The 19,359-nt window shown below is 59.2% G+C and carries 18 protein-coding genes and 2 pseudogenes; 11 read left to right on the forward strand and 9 right to left on the reverse strand.

Annotated features, from left to right (window positions below):
- The first annotated feature begins 910 nt into the window (after window positions 1-910).
- A complete protein-coding gene (locus ACZ89F_RS26345) occupies window positions 911-1,528 on the forward strand; it encodes a class I SAM-dependent DNA methyltransferase (RefSeq protein WP_258120349.1) in 618 nt (205 codons plus the stop codon).
- A gap of 195 nt (window positions 1,529-1,723) precedes the next feature.
- Here ACZ89F_RS26345 and ACZ89F_RS26350 read toward each other — a convergent pair.
- A pseudogene (locus ACZ89F_RS26350) lies at window positions 1,724-2,721 on the reverse strand (carbamoyltransferase N-terminal domain-containing protein); the annotation flags it as partial.
- A gap of 55 nt (window positions 2,722-2,776) precedes the next feature.
- Between ACZ89F_RS26350 and ACZ89F_RS26355 the strand changes: the two are divergent.
- Window positions 2,777-2,986: a glycerophosphodiester phosphodiesterase gene (locus ACZ89F_RS26355; RefSeq protein ID WP_476097397.1), complete on the forward strand. Its 210-nt coding sequence runs from the start codon at window positions 2,777-2,779 to the stop codon at window positions 2,984-2,986.
- Between the two features lie 60 nt (window positions 2,987-3,046).
- On the opposite strand, the gene ACZ89F_RS26360 is transcribed toward ACZ89F_RS26355, so the two are convergent.
- Window positions 3,047-3,259 (reverse strand): hypothetical protein, encoded by a 213-nt coding sequence (locus tag ACZ89F_RS26360; protein WP_476094949.1) that lies wholly within the window; start codon window positions 3,257-3,259, stop codon window positions 3,047-3,049.
- A 348-nt stretch (window positions 3,260-3,607) separates the two neighbouring features.
- Between ACZ89F_RS26360 and ACZ89F_RS26365 the strand changes: the two genes are divergently transcribed.
- From ACZ89F_RS26365 to ACZ89F_RS26400, 8 genes and pseudogenes are all read left to right on the forward strand, one after another.
- Window positions 3,608-3,802, forward strand: a complete 195-nt coding sequence (locus tag ACZ89F_RS26365) for a hypothetical protein (RefSeq protein WP_476094951.1) — start codon at window positions 3,608-3,610, stop codon at window positions 3,800-3,802.
- Between the two features lie 5 nt (window positions 3,803-3,807).
- Window positions 3,808-3,915 (forward strand): annotated as a pseudogene (locus ACZ89F_RS26370) (IS110 family transposase); the annotation flags it as partial.
- Between the two features lie 486 nt (window positions 3,916-4,401).
- Complete coding sequence (aepX, locus tag ACZ89F_RS26375) at window positions 4,402-5,385, forward strand: phosphoenolpyruvate mutase (protein WP_476094953.1); 984 nt, start codon at window positions 4,402-4,404, stop codon at window positions 5,383-5,385.
- Window positions 5,357-6,583, forward strand: coding sequence for an aminotransferase class I/II-fold pyridoxal phosphate-dependent enzyme (locus tag ACZ89F_RS26380; protein WP_476094955.1), 1,227 nt, complete (start codon window positions 5,357-5,359; stop codon window positions 6,581-6,583). The genes aepX and ACZ89F_RS26380 overlap by 29 nt, the downstream gene beginning before the upstream one ends.
- Before the next feature lie 4 nt (window positions 6,584-6,587).
- Complete coding sequence (locus tag ACZ89F_RS26385) at window positions 6,588-7,409, forward strand: phosphocholine cytidylyltransferase family protein (RefSeq protein ID WP_476094957.1); 822 nt, start codon at window positions 6,588-6,590, stop codon at window positions 7,407-7,409.
- Entirely contained in the window at window positions 7,406-8,020 is a 615-nt protein-coding gene (locus ACZ89F_RS26390; protein WP_476094959.1) for a CDP-alcohol phosphatidyltransferase family protein, read from the forward strand. Before ACZ89F_RS26385 ends, ACZ89F_RS26390 begins: the two co-directional genes overlap by 4 nt.
- A 426-nt stretch (window positions 8,021-8,446) precedes the next feature.
- Window positions 8,447-8,779 (forward strand): hypothetical protein, encoded by a 333-nt coding sequence (locus tag ACZ89F_RS26395; RefSeq protein ID WP_476094961.1) that lies wholly within the window; start codon window positions 8,447-8,449, stop codon window positions 8,777-8,779.
- Window positions 8,769-9,869, forward strand: coding sequence for a pyridoxal phosphate-dependent aminotransferase (locus ACZ89F_RS26400; RefSeq protein ID WP_476094963.1), 1,101 nt, complete (start codon window positions 8,769-8,771; stop codon window positions 9,867-9,869). Before ACZ89F_RS26395 ends, ACZ89F_RS26400 begins: the two co-directional genes overlap by 11 nt.
- A 259-nt stretch (window positions 9,870-10,128) precedes the next feature.
- On the opposite strand, the gene ACZ89F_RS26405 is transcribed toward ACZ89F_RS26400, so the two are convergent.
- The 7 genes from ACZ89F_RS26405 to ACZ89F_RS26435 form a co-directional block, all read right to left on the reverse strand.
- Window positions 10,129-11,601 carry an alkaline phosphatase family protein gene (locus ACZ89F_RS26405; RefSeq protein ID WP_476094965.1) on the reverse strand — a complete coding sequence of 491 codons (1,473 nt, stop codon included), beginning with the start codon at window positions 11,599-11,601 and terminating at the stop codon, window positions 10,129-10,131.
- Between the two features lie 65 nt (window positions 11,602-11,666).
- Window positions 11,667-12,122 carry a M24 family metallopeptidase gene (locus tag ACZ89F_RS26410; RefSeq protein ID WP_476094967.1) on the reverse strand — a complete coding sequence of 152 codons (456 nt, stop codon included), beginning with the start codon at window positions 12,120-12,122 and terminating at the stop codon, window positions 11,667-11,669.
- A gap of 666 nt (window positions 12,123-12,788) precedes the next feature.
- On the reverse strand, window positions 12,789-13,649 hold the full coding sequence (locus ACZ89F_RS26415) for an ABC transporter permease (RefSeq protein WP_476097398.1): 861 nt from the start codon (window positions 13,647-13,649) through the stop codon (window positions 12,789-12,791).
- Between the two features lie 5 nt (window positions 13,650-13,654).
- Window positions 13,655-14,596, reverse strand: coding sequence for an ABC transporter permease (locus tag ACZ89F_RS26420; protein ID WP_476094969.1), 942 nt, complete (start codon window positions 14,594-14,596; stop codon window positions 13,655-13,657).
- The gene (locus tag ACZ89F_RS26425; RefSeq protein ID WP_476094971.1) at window positions 14,596-15,588 is read right to left on the reverse strand and encodes an ABC transporter ATP-binding protein; all 993 of its coding nucleotides are present in this window, start codon (window positions 15,586-15,588) and stop codon (window positions 14,596-14,598) included. The genes ACZ89F_RS26420 and ACZ89F_RS26425 overlap by 1 nt, the downstream gene beginning before the upstream one ends.
- Entirely contained in the window at window positions 15,585-16,634 is a 1,050-nt protein-coding gene (locus tag ACZ89F_RS26430) for an ABC transporter ATP-binding protein (protein ID WP_476094973.1), read from the reverse strand. Before ACZ89F_RS26430 ends, ACZ89F_RS26425 begins: the two co-directional genes overlap by 4 nt.
- A 23-nt stretch (window positions 16,635-16,657) precedes the next feature.
- Window positions 16,658-18,223, reverse strand: coding sequence for an ABC transporter substrate-binding protein (locus tag ACZ89F_RS26435; protein WP_476094975.1), 1,566 nt, complete (start codon window positions 18,221-18,223; stop codon window positions 16,658-16,660).
- Between the two features lie 206 nt (window positions 18,224-18,429).
- Here ACZ89F_RS26435 and ACZ89F_RS26440 point away from each other — a divergent pair, with 206 nt between their 5' ends.
- The gene (locus ACZ89F_RS26440) at window positions 18,430-19,344 is read left to right on the forward strand and encodes a LysR family transcriptional regulator (RefSeq protein WP_476094977.1); all 915 of its coding nucleotides are present in this window, start codon (window positions 18,430-18,432) and stop codon (window positions 19,342-19,344) included.
- Window positions 19,345-19,359 lie beyond the last annotated feature (15 nt).

Raw genomic sequence — 19,359 nt, forward strand, 5'->3', positions numbered from 1 at the left:
GGGATGTGTTGCAACATTTTGCCACTCGCGAGTGGCAGGAATGCTTCAACAATTTCAGAGGATTGCGAATGCCAGCAGGCTCGCACGGCGTCAGATATCAGCTCAAACTGAACGGGGCGACCTGTTTTTTGCTGCCATCGCACGTGCGCGATCTTGAGGCCGACGACCACTGCGGGGCGGCTGTCATGGTAACGATTTCCTGGGTAGCCGCCAGACGAACGACCAAGGAAAATCGAGCCGGCATAGCTGCCTCGACGGGCATCGATGCGGCATGATGAGGCAGACGAAGCGCAGCATCTCGGTGGAATGCTGATTCTCACGCATCCTCGTATCGGACATTCAAGGACACAGCCGACATTGCCTGTGCCGGTTCGATCCTCGCTGCAATAGGGGCGAGTGTCGATGAGCCTGATCGTTCGCGCCCACTACAGCAGTTGATTGGCACGAACCAGCAGGGAACGCGCGTGTTCAGATTTTCTAGAAAACCACCGCGAGCACGAGTCAGATATTCGGGATCAGGCATGAGGCCACAAGGCAAAATTCTGGAAAACGAAGCCGATCTTCCTCTTCCAGACAGGGTCGTTTGTTACTGCTTGAGGGTATAGAGATGAGTTTTGCGGTATCCCTCGTCGGTCCAATTCTTCGGTCAGGCAGCGTTTTCGGAGCGCCCCCATAAAGGTTCGCGTGGGCAATTGCACTCATTGTCGGCTTTATGACAACAACGGACATGAAGCGCGAGCCTATCAGAGTGGTCCCATTGTTATAAATGGATTTCCTGGATTGGTTCGCCATTTGCTTGGCTAATGCACCACTTCCCGATCAGCAGGATACTTCCGTGAACAGCCCTGGCAAACATATAGTCGTCACCGCGACATACGAGACACTTCGGCTCCACCGCGAGGGTCAGGCAATGGCCTTCGACGCCATCGGCGATCGCTATGACGAGGCCTTTCCGCACAAGGAACGCCAAGTCCTGGCGGGCGAATGGCTGATCAAGTCCTTGCCGACGGGTTCCCGGGTTCTGGATCTTGGCTGCGGGACCGGCGTCCCAACCGCACGTCAATTGCTCGACGCCGGTTTGGAGGTCGTGGGTGTCGATCTGTCTGCCGTGATGGTGAAACTCGCCCGCGAGCATGTTCAGGGCGCGACGTTCCATCAACTGGAGCTTGCTGACTTGCGACCCGGCGGGCCGAGGGACCTCGGCCGGTTCCAGGCCGTTGCGGCCTTCTTCTCTCTGCTGATGCTTCCACGAGTGGAGATTCCCCTCGCGCTAGCGACGGTCCGTCATCTGCTCGCTCCTGGGGGCTTGTTCGCCCTCTCGATGGTGGAGGCGGATGTGGACGATTTCCCAGTCCCATTCCTCGGAAATACTATCCGGGTCTCAGGCTATCTGCGAGAGGAGTTGCGTATGGTGGTCGAAGCGGCAGGGTTCACAATCGTGCAGGAGACGTCTTCCGCCTGCGTCCCTGCAGTGGCCGACGTGCTGCCGGAGGAACAGATCTTCCTCTGCTGTGAGTTGCGCGGCTGAGTGCGCGCCAGCGTTGACCATTCAGCCCGACGAAGGCACGGCTGTAGCTCCGCTTCGTATCGGCCACCTGCAGCTTCGCGAGAGCGCGCCTTGCCTCACCGTGGAATGCGCCCGCGCAACGACCCGACGGCCTGAAGACTGTCGGCGAGGGCCGCCGAATCGCTCGCAAGCTTATCCACCGTCACATGCGCCCTCTTCGACCTTGTTGAGATGGTCCTTCATTTCCGGCGAAGTCGCGGCCGCCAGGATGCTTCTGCCTCCCAAGGCACGTGGACCAAGCTCTGCGCGGCCTGCAAGGAACACTACAGGCTTGTTGTGGGCGAGCACGCTGGCAAGTTCTGTCAAGCTGCAAGCAGCAGCCTGCCATCCAGGCGGAACCTTGCCATGGCTCATATTTGGCCCGCTGTAGACTGACCAGTCGAGATGCACGAAATCTTTGTCGGCGGCCGCGCGCAGCAAGCGGCACCGATCGCCGATCCGCTGTCGTTTGGAAACGGAGGCACCCAGACTGCGTCGAATAAACCGCTCGCTCGAAGGGCGCTGTTCCATTTGATATTCAGCCCGCATCCGCCGGCGATGCACAGGTTTCGCGTTTCGGGAACCGAGTGCCCACGCAACGCGCTTGTCATCTCCCGGACGAGAAGACGCTCTACAAAGGCATGGAACGAAGCAAGTATGTCCTCGGGCGTTTCGGGGATTAGCCGCGACGCGCTTGCATCGAAGAAGTCGTGCACAGCCGTGAGTAACGCGTCTTCGCTGTGGCTGTTGTTCCTGTAGCCAAAGGCAAGGTCCGTGTCGCCTGCGAAATGGTCGTCGTAAAGCTCCTGAAACACATCTACGATGTGTTCATGGACCGCCCCGAGCGCGATATAGGCCATCAACTTGCCGGCGATGCCGAGATTCCAGCCAGTCCGCAGTTCTTGCCTGTAAGGACCGAAATGTTGGCCCGCGGCGGCATAGGCATGACCTATCATCGGAAACAGGCATCCGATAACTCGGACTCCGCTTGGCTCGACATAGTAAAGCCGCGGAAAGATGCAGCCGTCCCATACCAGACAAAAAGCCGGTTCCTCTGCTTTGGCGAATGAGCTGGTGCAGTATGCGGAGGCCACGTGGCCAAGAACATGCGGGTAGCTTTCATAAGAAAATACCCCATTGTCGAGCACGAGACCCGAACCTTGATAGGTCTTCAGGGGACTTTCGGCATCGATCTGGAAAACCAGGTCCTCCGATCTTGGAAGACCGCTTATCGTCGGTCAACGCGGATCAAATGCTGGTCGCGAGAATTCGCGAGCAGCATTTGATCATGCGTTCCGATGTGGGGCGGACGCCGTCAAAACGGATATTCGCCTCACATTGGACGGGATACCGATCTGCTACCATGATGAGCACGTCGTCATAGCCGATGGCCCATATGTACAGGTTTCGTCTGCCTGCCTGCAGGAATCGAACCGATAGATCCGTTGGCAACGCCGTTTGCCGGCTCCGGGCTACACCACAGTGCAGTCTATCTCGACGTCAAGGAAAGTGCCCTTCCCGATCGGCTGAGACTGCTCCAAAACCTTGGCTTAGCTCACGCGCACCTGGATGGTCTGTGGAATCGACAGTCTGGAAGGTGCGCAACTCTTCGCCGAAAGCTTTCCAGCGCTTCATCGCGTGGCTCTGATGCATGATGAGCAGGAGATTTTGCGTCTGGCAGATGAACTGCCGGGCAGTTGGGTTCGACTGCATCAGAAAAATTCCTCTCCAGATTGGAAAAATACCGAGTAGAAGGGCTCCGCATCATGATCACCAGTTTGGCGGTGATGGACGTCAGACTGGCGATATTCCTGCAGCCGAACTGCGAGCGCTTGCTGAACTGAAGCCATATGCGGCGATCGTCAACGACGTCGTCACCGCCGCTCGAATTTTCAAAGACAAACTGATCGAACACACGATCCTCGTTCGATCCTTTCGAAAGACGCATCACATGCCAGCTCCTTTAACGGCAAATCACTCTGCGTCTTGCGGCGCCGATCCATCCATCCTGTGCCCGCAAGCTTCGCATCCGCGATTTCGGATACGTTCAAGCAGATCTCGATGAAGGACGCCGTGTCGTTGCAACTGAGGAACGGTATTGCTGGCGGCGGCAATGCGAATCGCGCGTCAGTTGTCAAATGGCTGCGGTCACGTTTTGGCGATGGCCTGGACGAAAGAGGCCTCCTGCTCACTAACGGGACGCAAGGCGCAATCCTATTGGTTTTCGAACAGCTGATCGGCAAGGACGTTGGTTGAAGATGATGATCCCGCCGCTTGCGCGGTCGGCGCTTCTTTCGCTGATCGGGCAATTGCGGGAACTGCACGAGATCGTCAGCGAAATGGATCGCCAGATTCATGCCTGGCATCGCTAAGAACTGAGCCGACGCCTGGAGACAGTTCCGTCATTCGATCTGTCGGAAATGCGCGAGGTCGCGAGATGCGCGCAGCCCCGACGAAGTGCTAGCTTGGCGAAGCGGTGCCGCGCCTCACCCGGGCCATTCTGGATGCGCCGACGAAACGATCCGGCAGCGAAAAAGGGCAGGCATCCGGGCCTGGGAACTGGGAAAGGCGGTGGGCAACCGACACTACTGCCGGGTTTGTCGAGTGAGCGACACGGGTTGTCGGCTTGGCTCCTGCTCTCCCCATCATTCAAGTCATTGAATAGTATCGAGAACACTTTTCTGGGGCTTTTCCTGCGCAGTTGGCACGACTTTTGAAGCTTCCTTCTAGAATGGCGGCAGGAGCTGCCGACCGATTTCACGTCGTGGATAATATCGCGATCGGTGGAACGAAGGGAGGAAAGCAGCATGTCACATCTGCGTCGGCTGCCTATACCATCGGAAAGAGGGCGTGACATGCGGAACCCGGGCGGCAATACAAGCGAATGTGTATCTACGCTTCGTGACCTCATTTGCACCGGTGACGGACCGTCATTCCTTATGGAAGCCCACGACGCGCTCTCCGCGGCGATCGCGCAGCGGTCCGGCTTCAAGGCGCTTTGGGCGTCCGGCCTCTCGATCTCCTCCATCCTCGGGTACCGCGATGCGAACGAGGCCTCTTGGACCCAGGTGGTCGACGTCGTGGAACGGATGGCGGACGCAGCGGAAATTCCAATCCTCGTCGACGGAGATAGCGGATTCGGCAATTTCAACAATGCCCGTCTTCTCGCTCGCAAGCTGCGGCAGCACGGCGCGAGCGGCGTTTGCCTCGAAGACAAGGCGTTCCCGAAGATGAACTCCTTCGTCGGTGACCGCCATCCGCTGGCGGAGATCGGCGAGTTCTGCGGTCGCCTGAAGGCGGTCAAGGACCAGGTTCCGGATCCGGAGTTCGTTCTCGTCGCTCGAATCGAGGCGCTGATCGCCGGATACGGTCAGCAGGAGGCGCTTGCACGAGCGAACGCCTATGCGGACGCCGGCGCCGATGCGATCCTGATCCACTCCTGCAAGTCCGATGCGGAGGAGATCTTCACCTTCACGCGAGCCTGGCAGAACCGACTGCCCGTCGTGATCGTACCGACAAAGTACCACCGTACGCCCGTTGCTGATTATCGGGCGGCCGGTATTTCCACCGTCATCTGGGCCAACCACAACGTGCGCGCCGCGATCTCGGCGATGCGTCAGGTGTGCGACCGCATCATCCAGGAAGAGAGCATTGCCGGTGTCGAAGGTGAAATCGCGACGCTCGACGAGCTGTTCGAACTGATGAACTACGGCGAGCTCTCAGCGGCAAAAGAGAAATACCTTCCGCGGGCAGTGGACGGCCAAGGACCGCAGCGAGCGGTTCCTTCGAAAAGGATGGATGGAGACGCGCATGTTGGCGCAACGGACAAACTTGTTTAAATCGTCGGGGACTGCGGCCGCCCGCGCCGCGGCGAAGGCTGCCGCTGATGCCGGGATGGAGATTGTTGATCTCACGGCCGGCGAGATCTGGAGCGATCTGGCACCGACGATCCGGGACGGAGCGATCGAGGCGATTCGACAAGGCGTGAACCGCTACACTGACACAATCGGCTCGATGGAGTTGCGCGAGGCGCTGGCACGGAAGGTATCAGTCGAGACGGGGCAGCTTTGGCGGGCCGACGAGCTCGCCGTGACGAACGGCGCCAAGCAGGCTCTTTTCAACGTGGCGATGACGCTGATCAATCCCGGCGACCAGGTCATCATTCCCGCGCCCTACTGGACAACATTCCCAGCGCAGGTCCAGATCGCCGGCGGCACCCCAGTCCATATCGACACGCGAGGAAACGGCTACGTTCCACAGATCGACGACATCCAACGCGTCATCACGCCGCTTACCCGGGCCATCGTCGTCAACACGCCCGCCAACCCCAGCGGCGCCGTCTACGACGCGGAGACTCTTTCGGGCATCGCCCAACTGGCGATGGATCGGGACCTCTGGATCATCTTCGACGAATGTTACGGCCCCTTCACCCATGATGGCCATCGGCATCATCCGGTCGTCTCACTGACCCCCGAAGTCCGGGCCCGGACGGTGATCGTCAATGGCTTCTCCAAAAGCCTGGCCCTCACCGGCTGGCGCGTTGGCTATCTCGCTGCGCCGAAAGAACTGATCTCGGCTGTCAAGGCGCTTCAGTCGCACACGACATCGAACCCGAATGTCGTTGCCCAGCATGCCGTGCTGCACCACCTCCGTGAGGGAGATGGCGCCTTTGAAGCCCGGCTCAAGTGTCGATTGACGGCGGCGCGGCAGGCTGGGCTTACTGCCTTCTCCGAGCTGCAGCGCGTGCCGATACCTGAAGCACAGGGCGGGTTCTATTTCTATCTCGATCTGTCCGGCCTGTTGCGGCCGACGCTCGCCAATGATGACGCCAGGACAGCCGACGACATCGTGGCCGCGTTGCTCGCCCAGGCCGGCGTGGCCGGCGTGTCAGGCACTGCCTTCGGTGATCCCATGGGGCTCAGGCTCTCCTATGGCGTTCCGCCGGAGCAACTCGAGGTGAGCCTCGAGCGTGTGGTCGGCGTCCTTAACGGCTGGAACCGAAAGAATCGTCGCAGCAAGCAAAATAGAAGGGCTTAGACCCATGACTGCAATTGCTCCGAGAGAGGCGGTGATTCTTGCCGCCGGGTTTGGCTCGCGCCTGCGTCCGCTCACCGATCTGCGGCCGAAGCCGCTGGTCGAAGTCAACGGCACGCCGATTCTTCACAACGCCTTGCAGAACCTCGAGGCGGTCGGCGTAAGGGAGGTGACGATCGTTGTCGGCTATCGCAAAGACGCGATCCAATATTCCTGCGGCCGACGCTTCGGTGGGCTCGATATCAATTATGTCGAGTCAACGGTCTTCGACCGCACGGGCAGCGCCTATTCACTCTGGCTGGCACGCGACGCGTTACTCTCGGGAGACTGCTATCTTCTCGAGGGCGACGTCTTCTTTGAGGAAGACGCGCTTCGGCGCTTGACGATAGATGACGCGGCGAACTCAGCCGCAGTAGCGCCTTTCCATCCGTCGATGGAGGGCTCTGCAGTAATCTTGTCCGAAGGCGGATTTATTTCCGAGGTTCGGCTTAAACAAACAGCTGCGGACCTAGTTTCCGGCGGTCCGGCGCTCTTCAAGACATTGAATCTCATTCGCTTCTCCGACGCGACACTGCGCACGATAATCGTGCCTGCCCTTGATGATCTCATCGGTTCCGGTGCGATCAAGGCTTACATGGAGGAGTTTCTTGCTCATCTCATCGAAAGCCGCGGCCTCCGGCTCGCGGCTGCCCGCTGCGATGAGCTGCGATGGTACGAGATAGACAGCGAGGCCGATCTAAGGACTGCGGAGAAGATATTCTCACCCTTATGCGGATCGCCTTCTCCGGCATCAAATCGCGCCGAGATAGGATCGGACGGCTTGCAATGATCATCTATCTTGCAGACCGCGCAAACCAGATCACGATGCTTGGCCTCCTGGCGTCAGGAACCGCGCTCTATTTTGCCCAATCGGGCAAGCCGGAGCTTGCAATCGCAGCAGCGCTCTGGGCGGTCTTAGCAGACCATTTCGACGGAGTGGTCGCGAAGCGAACGAAAAACCGGTCGGCAGAGACAGCCAGTATGGGGAAGAGTCTGGATGGATTTGCTGATCTCCTGTACGGCGCCGTCATTCCGGCTGCGGTACTCATGCAAATCGGAACAGGCGGTGTCTTACCGTTTGTAACGGGGCTCGCTCTAATACTCGCTGGTGCTTTGCGATTAAGTTATTTCAGCAATTTCGGGAAGTCCACAAAAGGGTATTTCACCGGCGTTCCGCTTTCCTACGACGTTCCGCTCATGGCAGTTCTTCTACTTATCGCAGCGTGGATTCCTGTCCCACTGTGGAACACTGCTACATGCGGACTCTTCTTGTTGCTCGCGGTTCTGCACGTGCTGCCCATCGCCGTGCCAAGTATGAATCGCACAATGTATGCAGCTGTCACGGTCTTCGCGGTCGTGGCGTCAATATTCCTAGCTTATCGCGGCTTTTCGGCGGGGTAGCCAGCCGAAGTCAGTCCGTCTCTCATCTTCGGAAAAGGAACCCGCAAATGAATGGTCCGATCAAATGGGCGATCTAGGCGCTGTCGCCGAACACCATGTTAACCGCCCTCTTTATGCAGCGGTAGCGCTCGATGCTCTCCTCTTTCATCCTGGCAAGACGACCGGGCGCAGGCGCAGTAATCGCAGATGTCGGGCCGGAAACCGGCGAGCTCACTGGCATGTTGGCCAACGGCATAGCTACGCAATCGAACCGAGCGAGGGAAAGTCGGATCAGCGACCCGCGTTCGGACCGCCCGTCGAACGGTTCGAATGGACGGTCGGGTTCAGCGGAGGAAACCCGGACTCCCGGACGCATCTGTGGATCTGCATGGAACCGCATTCCATTGGACAGACCACCATCGCGCCCTCAAGGAGTTCAAGCCTATCATGGCGATCTGGAATCTCGACGACCCCAATGATGACTTCTTTATGAAAGAAATCGAAGCGGAGATTGAGAGGCGCGACCCGGGTCTCCAACGGGTTCAAAACAACATCTACAAATTGTTTGGCCAGGCAGCCACCTACTCGGGACATCTGGAGATCCTACCACGATGTCCCGAGCCAAATCGGCTCCGAACGCTGGGCGAGACCTTAAACCTGATTGCCAATCGCGTAGCTGGGAAAACCGAGGGCATCACACTCATCACACTCTTGCATGGACGGTTCGGTCAATCTGAACCGAACCAAAAGTGGATTGGAGGCCTAGATCATGCAACCTAAACCGTTGCCTAGCGAGCCGCTTAGTCATTCACTCGTTCATGATTTTCCCGGCGGATATTGGCGTTATGGTGTCACCGATCATGTTCTGCTGGTAAATCTATACTTTCCGCCCCCCGGTTTCTATACCGCGCTTGGCGAGCGGCTTCCCGAGCTCATCAGTTGCTATCCGTCACCGCAGCCACATCTTGCTGAGCAGTTGGGCAGCTTGATTTCCCAAAATCCGCAGAACCTCGCTGTCGGCAATGGCGTTGCGGAACTGATTCATGCGAGCATCCAAGCGCTAAACTGGCGCTTAGCCGTTCCGACACCGTCCTTCAATCCATACGAGCAGGTAGTGTCGCCCGAACGGCTGGCGCGGTTTCCTTTACCTGCTCCAGACTTCGAGCTCGATGTCGAGAAGTTCGCTTGGCATGCGATAGCGCATAACGCCGACGCGGTCGTTGTCATTTCGCCGAACAATCCAACCTCTAGGGGAGTGTCACGGCAAGAGCTTCTCCACCTCACAAAAATACTTTTAGACCGAAATATTCGACTAATCGTCGATGAATCGTTCGTCGAATTCACCTCAGAGGGTGCCGCCGGAAGTTTCGAGGGCAGAATACAAGAATATCCAAACCTAGTGATATTCAAAAGTCTCGGGAAGATATTCGGCGTTTGCGGGCTACGTCTCGGCTACATGCTCGCAAGCGATCACAAGCTGATATCGTCCGTGCGAAGAAATTTGCCGGCTTGGAATGTAAATACTTTAGGAGAGTTTTTCCTCCACGCTCTGCCGAGCTACCAGCGCGAAGCAGAGGAAAGCTGGACTCAGGTGCGCCGGGATCGCGACCAGCTCTATTCAGAACTCGCGAAGATCCCTGATATGCATGTACTTCGGCCCGATGCAAACTTCGTCTTCTGCCGCCTTCCAGATGATTGGCCAGATGGAGCCACGCTCGCGGAAAAACTCCTAGCGCACCATCGGGTCCTGATTCGCCACAGTGGGGCTAAAACGCTCAGCAAGGGAACTCGGTACCTGCGTATTGCTGCGCGGACATTCGACGAAAACAGGCTTCTTGTAGAGCGCCTTCAGGAGGTCGCCGAAAGATAGTGTCGGTACGGAACGGAGAAGATGGCAAACCAACGGGACCAGCGGTCGGGTTATGCGGCCGTTACGCATTGCTCCAGTCGTTCCGGTGTTAGCGGAACGAACATTTGGGCCGCGATCGTCATGCGCCTATCCAGTTTCTGCCGGCGGCGGAATTAATGCGGGCCGCAGGCCCCACATCTTTTCCCCCGGGCAAGGCAGTGGAAATGCTTTCATGGGCAATCCTGTCGGTGGAGCCGCTGCTCGAGTTTTTAATGCTCGCTCAGCCTTCCGCCGTGCCGCTTTCGATATGGATCGCCTCTCCAACGTAAATGCGCCGCAGAGCCTGCCGGAAGCCGCCGAGCCTTGCTTCGAAGGCCTCGGTCCGAATGTCCGGGATCGCCTGCCATGCATGTCCAAAAACCTCATGCAGGACGCGGCCTGTAACCGTGTTCGACACGGCGATCCCGAGAAGGTGCAGAATGGTCGGAGCAAAATCGCAGATGCCGGAGGGGACCTTGGAGACTGAACCTTGCGCGGGGAATGCCGAGCCAGCGACAATGCCGAGGGCAGCGAGTTCTTTCGGATGCAATCCTCCATGGACGCCAAGCCCCGTGCGGCGGTCATTGTCATAGGACGTCCCCCCGATGAGGCCAAATGAATCGACGCCATCATCTGCTCGGAAGGAAAAGGACACGTCTGGTGCACGAGGATGATCAGCAAAGACCAGGTGACTGCCAAGGCTTCCGGGGGCAATGCCCTCAGTTTCATTTTTTGCGCGTGTGAACACCGGACCACACCACGGCTGGCCGGTAATCGTCGCCACCAGCCGGGCGATCTTCTGGTCACTTGGGTCGGCGAGATAGAGAGCTCCGACCTGCCCAGGCACGACAACGACATCGACATCCGACGCGGGTGCCGTACCGGCACGAAAACCGGCTTCGCGCAGATTGTCAATCACCGAGACCCGCGTATGACCCGAGATATGTCCGTGATCCGACATCGCGATAATCTGCACGCCTTCGGCGCGCCCTTCCGCCTCCCACCAGTCGAGCACACGTCCAAACTGGCGGTCGCAATGAGTGATGATGGCGCGCGTCGCCTCGGCGCCGGTGCCATAGAAATGCGAGGTGATGTCGGGCTCGCCATAGGAAAGGATCGTGACGTCCGGCCGGTATTTCGGCCAGACAACATCGAGAAACGCTGAGGTTATCCATTCCTGCCCGGCCGTGTCGGGCTCGACTTCTGGCGGTGCCTGCTCCAGCGGGCCAATCCGAAGTTGGGCCTCTGCTAGCACATCATCGGGAGTGCAGGCCTCCCGGAAATGGCCCGAGAGGCGAATGTGGCCGAAGTCCTCGGCTTTGTGATGGAAGAAACGTGTCGTGCCGGGTGTATTCGTGGCCAACACGGCCATGCTGCGCCCAGCCCCAGCGAGGATTTCGCCAAGCGTTGGCACCGACATCAGTCCTCCACCGCTTTTGAGGTCGAGCTTGCGCAGGAGCACGGCGTCTGACGTGTCGATATAGCTCGGCGGCGTAACGGAGCGGTCGACATATCGGTTTCCCACCATACCGTGTCGACCAGGAGTGGCGCCTGTCACGAGGCTCGGGAAGGCCGCACGGGTTTCGCTGGGATAGATCGTCCGATGCTCCGCCAGCGTGACACCCAGGTACTGCAAGCGGCAGAGGTTCGGCGTCAGATCTGGCAAGACGAGGTCGGGACGAAGGCCGTCAAAGCTGATGATGAGAAATCGCATGATATCTTAATTCTAGTTGCCCGACATGGGTGAACGTCGCAGTTCGTCAGTCGCAAATCGTCAGTTCACGTGACCACGTCCAACAAGCGTCCACGAGACCGCGGATGCATCAGGACAACGCATGGACCTCTCGCAAAGGCGCGGGGCGGAGACGTGCCAAAACCGGACTCGAAGGCGCAGAGCGCCATAGATTGCTTGCACGGCCGACCGACGACAGCCGTGCGCGCGCAATCGGAAGTGTAGCCATCAACAACGCAGCAAGGATCAAGACGGATGACGTCCCCTTGTTGTGCCGGTCGACCTTGCCGGTCGCGCCGGGCCCACCGTAATGCGCCGTTCGCCAGAACCGGCCCGTTGGATCCGAGTTCGGCTGCGTGTTGCGCCGAGCCCGTTCGGGAAATTGAGAACGGTTCATCGGCGGTACAGTCTGGCCGGATGTGGGCGATGGCGGCCATCGTGCCAGCCTCGGCAGATTCGCCAGCTAGGCTCAGACGTTCGATTTCTTTCGCGGTCTTGATCATCCGCAAGCGACTGACGAGTCTCGAGGCACCGACCAGCGGACGTCCGGGCAGGCGTCATGGAAGCAGGCCTGGTCTGCCACCGGCAGGAAGGCGTGTTCGTTCCGAGCCGCGCCTTTCGGTCCGCGAGCCAAGGCCTCGGCAAGCAGCGCAAATGCTGTCTGCGGTCAAAGTTTGCTGGCCTGGGATGTACCTGCTCTACCGGACGAGCGGCTGAGAGACGCTCCGTGAGCCGCCCCTGTGGGACCTTACGAATGTCGGTCAGATCGACCCAGACAGGAAAGGTGACCATGTCATCGATTCCCGAAGCGGTTCGGAATTCTTCAACGTAGAAATCGCGGATAATGGCTGTGAGGGGCTCTCTCGAATCCGCGGGCACGATCACGAAGACAGCGCCTGCCCATCGCCAGCCGGCGGCGCTGCCTGGACGTTCTCCCGTGCCGTAGATAATCGACTCCGGTTGGACCAGCATCATTCCGTGCAGCCCTGCCTTTTCCAGGACGGTTAAGTAGGCGGAAAAAAGCAATGAGATGATCCTGTCAGGGAGATGATTTACTGGCGACGCCAAGCTGCACCACTCGGTCCAACATGGCGGTATTGAAAACGTCCGACCATCGGCGCTCCGATTTGAAGCGGCTGAAGGGCGGAACGAGTCAGGCTGCTTGGGCGTCAACGCGGGCCTTTATCCAACCGGTCGCGCAGCCAGTCGCCCAACAAGCTTATGGAGAGCGTCGTCGCGACGATCAGCACAGCAGGTGCAAACATGATCCAGGGCGCGCGTGTCATATACTCCCGGCCATAGCCGAGCATGTTTCCGAGGCTCGTCATCGGGGGCTGAACGCCAAGGCCAAGAAAGGACAGGCTGCTTTCCATGAGGATGATCTCCGGGAAGGTCAGCGTCATGGAAACAATGAGCGTCGATGAGATATTCGGAAGAATGTGCCGTAGATATACCTGCATTGGGCTGGCACCCAACTGACGAACAGCTCCGGCGTAGCCTTGCGCGCTCGCGGCGACCGCAAGCCCGCGTGCGATACGCGCGTAGCGTTCCCAGCCATAAAGTCCCATCAGTCCAATGAACAGCGGCAAAGCGTTTCCGAAAAACGCAAGCACCGACAGGGAAAGGATGAGGAAAGGCATGGCTGCCTGAAAATCAGCGAGCATCAGGATGAACTGCTCGACGCGCCCACCAAAGTGGGCCGCAGCAAAGCCCATGGTCGTGCCAAAGCACGCCGAAATCAGCGTTGCCCCAAGGGCGACCAGAATTGAGATACGAACAGATACGATCAGTCGCGATAGAATATCGCGTCCGAGTTCGTCTGTTCCAAGCACATGGTGCGGGTGGAACGGCGAGGCCAGCCGGTTAGGCAGATCAAGCGCGGTGTATTGGTACGGGGCGATTCCATCAGCGAGCAGCGCCACTATGACGATAAAAACGATCCAGAACACGCTGGCGATGACGGAGAAAGGAATTCGGCTGTGTTTCGTGGTCTCTCGCGTGCCAGTCGCCGTTTCGGTTACTTTTCCCATCATGTTCATTGCTCAGCGCCCCCGGTCGAGTTTGCGTTGGCCAAACGAGGATCGAGGATGCCGTAGAGGAAGTCCACGATGAGGTTGGAGACCACCATTGTGGCCGCCACGAGCAGGAGAATACACTGCACAACCGCCAGATCGCGGGCTGTCACCGACACCACCAGCAAATTGCCGACACCCGGCCAGGAGAACACGCTCTCGACCACAACCGAACCAGCGATCAGATTGCCGACCATGAAGCCGACAATGGTCACGGCAGGAATTGCGGCGTTCGGCAGGGCGTGACCGCGCACAACCGCGGCCCAGGGGATACCCTTGGCACTGGCAGTGCGAATGTACGGCTGCCCCAGTACCTCCAGCATTGCGCTTCGAATGAACCGTGCGAGCACGGCAGCGCCACCAACGCCGAGAGTGATGATCGGCAGGATTAGATGCTGCAGACCGCCCGTGCCGCCGGTCGGCAGCCACGCAAACCAGATTGCAAGGACTTGAACCAATACGAGACCGAGGACAAAGCTCGGCACCGTATATCCTGCGACCGCCGTGACCATGACGGCACGGTCAATGGCGCTGTCCCGATGCAAAGCGGCATAGATACCGGCTGGAATACCGATGGCCAGTTTCTTCAGAAGCGCAGGAAGGGTCAGCATAAGCGTTGCCGGGATACGTCCCAGAACAAGGTCAAGCGCAGGCCCGCCTCCACGCATCGACCGGCCGAGCTCGCCCTGAAAGATCGCTGCGAAGTAATGGAGATATTGCATCCAGAGTGGCTGATCCAGACCCCACTCCCGGCGAAAGGCGGCCATGGCCTCGGGCGAGGCGTCGTCCCCCATTATGCTGCGGGCCGGATCTCCCGAGAGCCTCAGGACGATGAAGGCGAACGTGACCACCAGCGCGATTGTCAGAACGGCACGCATGACACGGATAGCAAAAAACCGAAACATCAGGTTCCAACCTTCTTGCTCGGCGGGTTGGTAGGGACGGCATGACAAGCAACGGATCGTCCGTCCGGCAGAGTCGAGAGTGTGGGGGAGACGCTCACGCATTGCGGCCGCGAGATGGAACAGCGAGGGTGGAACGCGCAGCCGGTCGGACGCGCTGCAGGGTTGGGTGGTTCGCCTTTGAGTAAGATGCGCTCGCGCGTGCGCCGGCCTACAACAGGTACCGCTGAGACAAGCGCCTTGGTATAGGGGTGCGTGGGGCTCGAGAGCAAAAGATTTGTCTCGCCATATTCAACGATACGACCGAGATACATCACAGCCGTATGCTGACTGACCTGGCGAACCACTTTCAAATCGTGACTGATGAAGAGGAGAGTAAGACGTAGTTCCTTTTGAAGGTCCATGAGTAGGTTCACGACCTGGGCCTGGATCGATACGTCGAGAGCCGAGACCGGCTCATCGCAGACCAACAACGCCGGTTGCATGATAAGCGCCCGGGCAAGAACAGCACGCTGACGCTGCCCACCCGACAGTTGATAAGGCAGGCTCGAGGCATGACTCGCATTCAGGCCAACCGCATCGAGCATAGCCCGCGCTTCGTTGTTCCGCTTCGATGCAGACCCGATGTCATGGATGTCCAGTGGTTCCCGGACCTGATCAAGGATCGACAGTCGGCGGTCCAGCGCGGCGAGTGGATCCTGGTAGATCATTTGCATATGCGTGCGCATGCGGCGCCACTCTGGTGTATCGGCGGGCGGCAGTTCAGCACCTCGGAAGAGCACATATCCGCTGTTGGGCCGTTCAAGGCCGAGCGCGATCCGTCCTGTGGTTGATTTTCCCGATCCGGATTCGCCGACGAGAGCCAGCGTCTGCCCCTCTTTCAGAGACAGTGAGACTTCATCAACAGCGTGGACAGGCACCTTTGTTCCGAAGAGCCCCTGCCGCGTCGAATAGCTGCGCGAAATGCCGTGCAGGTCAAGAATGCTTGCAGTCATGCCAGCACGCTTGCCTTTAGTTTTAAGGGCTGCTGGGCCTGCGTAGGGGGCCCTGCTATGCAGGCGGAGAAGCGGCCGACTTCGGTTTGCTTGAGTGGCGGAATGGTTGCTTCACAAACCGGCATGCGTTGCGGACAGCGGGGCGCAAACGGGCACCCTGGTGGCATGTTTGCCGGCTCCGGCACCTGCCCCTCGATTGGAATGAGCCGTTTCAACGCGCCTCCGAAAGGCGGCAAGGCCGCAAGGAGCCCCTGCGTATAGGGGTGCCGCGGACTGGCAAAAATCGAGTCTGACGGCGCTGTCTCGACGACGCGGCCGCCATACATCACTATGATGCGCTCGCAGGTTTCGGAAACGACGCCGAGATCGTGGCTGATGAGAACAAGAGCCATGCCCGTCTCGCGCCGAATGGTGGTCAAGAGGTCCAGTATCTGGGCCTGGATTGTCGCGTCGAGCGCGGTGGTCGGCTCGTCGGCAACCAGGACGTCCGGCTTTCCCGCGAGCGCCGTCGCGATCATGACCCGCTGGTTCTGACCGCCGGACAGTTCATGGGGATAAGCGTCGAAGCGACGTCCCGCGTCCGGCAGGCCAACGAGCTCAAAAAGACGTTTTGTCTCGCCCCGAATGTTCGAGCCCGACACCCCCTGATGTCGCGCGAGAACTTCGCCAATCTGCCGACCAATTCGGATGACAGGATTGAGCGCGCTGGACGGATCCTGGAAGATCATCGCCACGCGTCCGCCCCTGATCCGGTCGAGCCGCATCGCTGATGCGCCACGCAGTTCTTCGCCTTCCAGCCGAATGCTTCCCGACACGGTGGCCGTGCGAGGCAGCAACCCGAGCGCAGCAAGCCAGGTAACGGACTTGCCGCTACCTGACTCGCCTACAATACCGATTGACTCGCCCCGTGCGACCGTGAGGTCGACCCCCCTAATTACCTGGACGCCGCTGAAGTCGACGGAGAGGCCTTCGATCGTGAGCAACGGTTGCGACGACGAAGCCGCCGGCAATGCGCATGCTGGTGCAGTGCCGGCGAGATTTGCCATCGCCGTCCCTCCTCGCGTGGTCATCAGTTTTGCGTATAGGCGGCGTTGAACGGACCGAAGTTCAGGTCAAGTGTCTGCCCCGGCACCCAGACGATATCCTTGCGCTTGCCATAGAACTGACCGGAAGCGTGGAGGATCACGCAAGGAGGATCTTCCCGGTCGACGATCTCGAGCATACGGCGGATGACCGACCGGCGTGCCTGCGGATCGGCGGTTTCCTTCAGCTTTTCGCCAAGTCCGAAATATTCTTCGTTGCTCCAGATACCCTCTTTGACGTTCGCTCCAGATGGCCCGAAGACGCGCCAAGCGTGGCCGAGCGGGTCGGGGAAGGTGGCGGTGTTCGAACTGTCGTAGATTGCGTTGATCGGCTCGCTTTCGATCTGGGCGAAGTTCTCCATCATCTGAATCTCGACATTGATGCCGACCGCTCGCCACATTTCGACCATTACCTGCGCGCCGGCGACCTGGTTGGTATAATAGTTGTTGAGCAATCGGTAGGTGATTGTTTCACCATTGTAGGCGCTCTCGCGTAGGAGTTGACGCGCCAAATCAGGGTCGTATGCGAGACCGGGGAAGTCTTCGATATACGCATCTCCGAAGCTAGGGAGTTGGTAGCCGTTGGGAATGAGCAGCCTATCCTGCCAGAGCGCCCGGACGATAGCCTCTCGGTCGATCGCGAGGCTGAGGGCGCGGCGCACGCCTTCCTTGCCGAGGATCGGACCGTTCGTATCGATATTCAGTGCACGGATATTCTGAACGGGGCCGCCGGAAACTTCGAGCTCGGGGTGCTTCTCGATTTCCGAGAACATGTCGGGAGAGAGATCCGTGATTAAGTCCACTTCGCCAGCCATGAGCGCGTTCGCCCGTGAAGCCAGTTCCGGGATGATCCTGAAATGAATCCCTTCTAAGGGCGGCAGCCCACCCCAGTAGGCATCGTGCGCGGCCAGAACGACTTCGACATCCAGAGATTGGCTGACGATCCGATACGGTCCTGTTCCGACCGGCGCCGCCGTCCAGGCATCCCACGAACCCGCCGCTCCGAAGGCACGTTTGCTGACGATTTCCGAGCCCCACGAGGCCAGCCGTTTCTCGAGCAATGCATCATCGCCTTTGGCATGAACGATGACGGTGTGGCTGTCGACGATTTCGACCTTGTCGATGGTGTCCAGAGTCTCCATGGCAGTGACCTTTCCTGCCATGTCTGGGCCAAGCAGGTGCTCAGGACTCAAAGTGAAGGCGACATCCTCGGCGGTGAACTCACCGTCATCATGGAACTTCACACCCTTGCGCAGGAAAAGACGAACTGACTTGGCGTTCACACGTTCCCAACGCTCCGCAAGGGCCGGACGTAACCTCATAGCGGACGTCTGGTCGAAGGCGAGCAGGGTGTCGAACATCTGCGGCGCTATGCGCCGTGTCGCGGTGTGAGCATACAAAACGGGCTCGACGGCGGGCGGGAAGCCGGACATACCGATTCTAAGGGTGCGGCGAGCCGCGCCCTGGGCCTTCGCCGAAGGTACTCCACTCATTGCCAGAAGACTGCTGGCCGCCCCGGCTACCAATAGATTACGTCGGGTTATCGAAAACATGTGCGTACTTGGCTCCTGTGTAGCTTCGCGAAGCAACGCGCTTCGGGCTGTGGGATCTCTTTTCTACGTCCATGAGCACTTCTCGGTGCCAGGCGAGAACAAGCGGGATTACTCATCTCATGTGCTACAACAGCATGACAATCATCGAATAATGCGATAACAAACCCGCGCTTTTGGATGAATTCAGGGGGCGGCTACAATCGGCCATGGCAGACGACAAAGATCTTTCGCTCAACGCCGTTCGGGCTTTCGTGCAGGTCGCACGCGACAAGACCGTCACCCGGGCCTCGAAGACGCTTGGCATCACCCAGAGCTCCGTGAGCCGCCACATCGCGGTGCTGGAGAAATATTTCGGAGCCAAGCTGCTCGAACGGCGCGGCCGTCAGAGCCAGCTGACGGATTTCGGGCGGCTTTTTGCCGATGCTGTGGCCGAACCGCTCGAAACGATCCTCTTCACGGCAAGGCGGATGCGCCGCCGCGGTGACAGGAAGGATGCCAACCGGCTCGTCGTCAGAACCTCGCTCTCGACCTTCGCCTATACGCTGCTCATTCCCAACTTGAGCGACTTCTCGAAGGAAATGGGCGGCGTCACGGTCGACGTCATCAGCACCCTGTCGGCCCCTGCTTCGGACGACAGTTTCGACGTGCTCCTGACCCGGGACCTAACAGTGAGCGAACCGGTGGATCGCTGGGATTTCTATGACGAGCACCTCGTCTGCGTCGGATCGCCAAACTGTGTCGCCGGCCGCGGGCTCGAAGCGCTGCGCACCACCCCGATGATTGCCGTCACCTCGCGGCCGGACATCCTTCCGATCTGGCTTCGCGGCATGGACCTGAAGACGTCGGATATTCTTTCGGGGGCGCGCTACGACCACCACTATCTGGCCCTCCCGGCGGTAACGACCGGCCAGACCTTGCTGGTGACACCCTATATCATCGTAGCGGACCTGATCAGGCAGTGCCTTCTGGACGTGCTTCCCGGCTCGCGGGCACCGAGCGGCATGCAATATCGGGCCTATGCGGTCGATCGCAGCGGCAATCCCGATCTCGCCCGAGCCTTCTGCCGCTGGCTCACTAGGCTCTGCCGGAAAAAGACCGAAGAGGAGAGCACCGGGAAATAAATGCGGCCGCAATGA

The sequence above is a fragment of the Mesorhizobium sp. USDA 3734 genome, from assembly GCF_056279665.1.

Bases quoted from the DNA above. Each gene is read 5' to 3' on its own strand.
- ACZ89F_RS26395 (WP_476094961.1), top strand. From the start codon at position 8,447: ATGGCGATCTGGAATCTCGACGACCCCAATGATGACTTCTTTATGAAA.
- ACZ89F_RS26400 (WP_476094963.1), top strand. From the start codon at position 8,769: ATGCAACCTAAACCGTTGCCTAGCGAGCCGCTTAGTCATTCACTCGTT.
- ACZ89F_RS26425 (WP_476094971.1), bottom strand. From the start codon at position 15,588: ATGACTGCAAGCATTCTTGACCTGCACGGCATTTCGCGCAGCTATTCG.
- ACZ89F_RS26430 (WP_476094973.1), bottom strand. From the start codon at position 16,634: ATGGCAAATCTCGCCGGCACTGCACCAGCATGCGCATTGCCGGCGGCT.
- ACZ89F_RS26380 (WP_476094955.1), top strand. From the start codon at position 5,357: ATGTTGGCGCAACGGACAAACTTGTTTAAATCGTCGGGGACTGCGGCC.
- ACZ89F_RS26405 (WP_476094965.1), bottom strand. From the start codon at position 11,601: ATGCGATTTCTCATCATCAGCTTTGACGGCCTTCGTCCCGACCTCGTC.
- ACZ89F_RS26345 (WP_258120349.1), top strand. From the start codon at position 911: ATGGCCTTCGACGCCATCGGCGATCGCTATGACGAGGCCTTTCCGCAC.
- ACZ89F_RS26410 (WP_476094967.1), bottom strand. From the start codon at position 12,122: ATGATCAAGACCGCGAAAGAAATCGAACGTCTGAGCCTAGCTGGCGAA.
- ACZ89F_RS26435 (WP_476094975.1), bottom strand. From the start codon at position 18,223: ATGTTTTCGATAACCCGACGTAATCTATTGGTAGCCGGGGCGGCCAGC.
- ACZ89F_RS26365 (WP_476094951.1), top strand. From the start codon at position 3,608: ATGAAGGACGCCGTGTCGTTGCAACTGAGGAACGGTATTGCTGGCGGC.
- ACZ89F_RS26390 (WP_476094959.1), top strand. From the start codon at position 7,406: ATGATCATCTATCTTGCAGACCGCGCAAACCAGATCACGATGCTTGGC.
- ACZ89F_RS26420 (WP_476094969.1), bottom strand. From the start codon at position 14,596: ATGTTTCGGTTTTTTGCTATCCGTGTCATGCGTGCCGTTCTGACAATC.
- ACZ89F_RS26440 (WP_476094977.1), top strand. From the start codon at position 18,430: ATGGCAGACGACAAAGATCTTTCGCTCAACGCCGTTCGGGCTTTCGTG.
- aepX (WP_476094953.1), top strand. From the start codon at position 4,402: ATGCGGAACCCGGGCGGCAATACAAGCGAATGTGTATCTACGCTTCGT.
- ACZ89F_RS26360 (WP_476094949.1), bottom strand. From the start codon at position 3,259: ATGCAGTCGAACCCAACTGCCCGGCAGTTCATCTGCCAGACGCAAAAT.
- ACZ89F_RS26415 (WP_476097398.1), bottom strand. From the start codon at position 13,649: ATGGGAAAAGTAACCGAAACGGCGACTGGCACGCGAGAGACCACGAAA.
- ACZ89F_RS26385 (WP_476094957.1), top strand. From the start codon at position 6,588: ATGACTGCAATTGCTCCGAGAGAGGCGGTGATTCTTGCCGCCGGGTTT.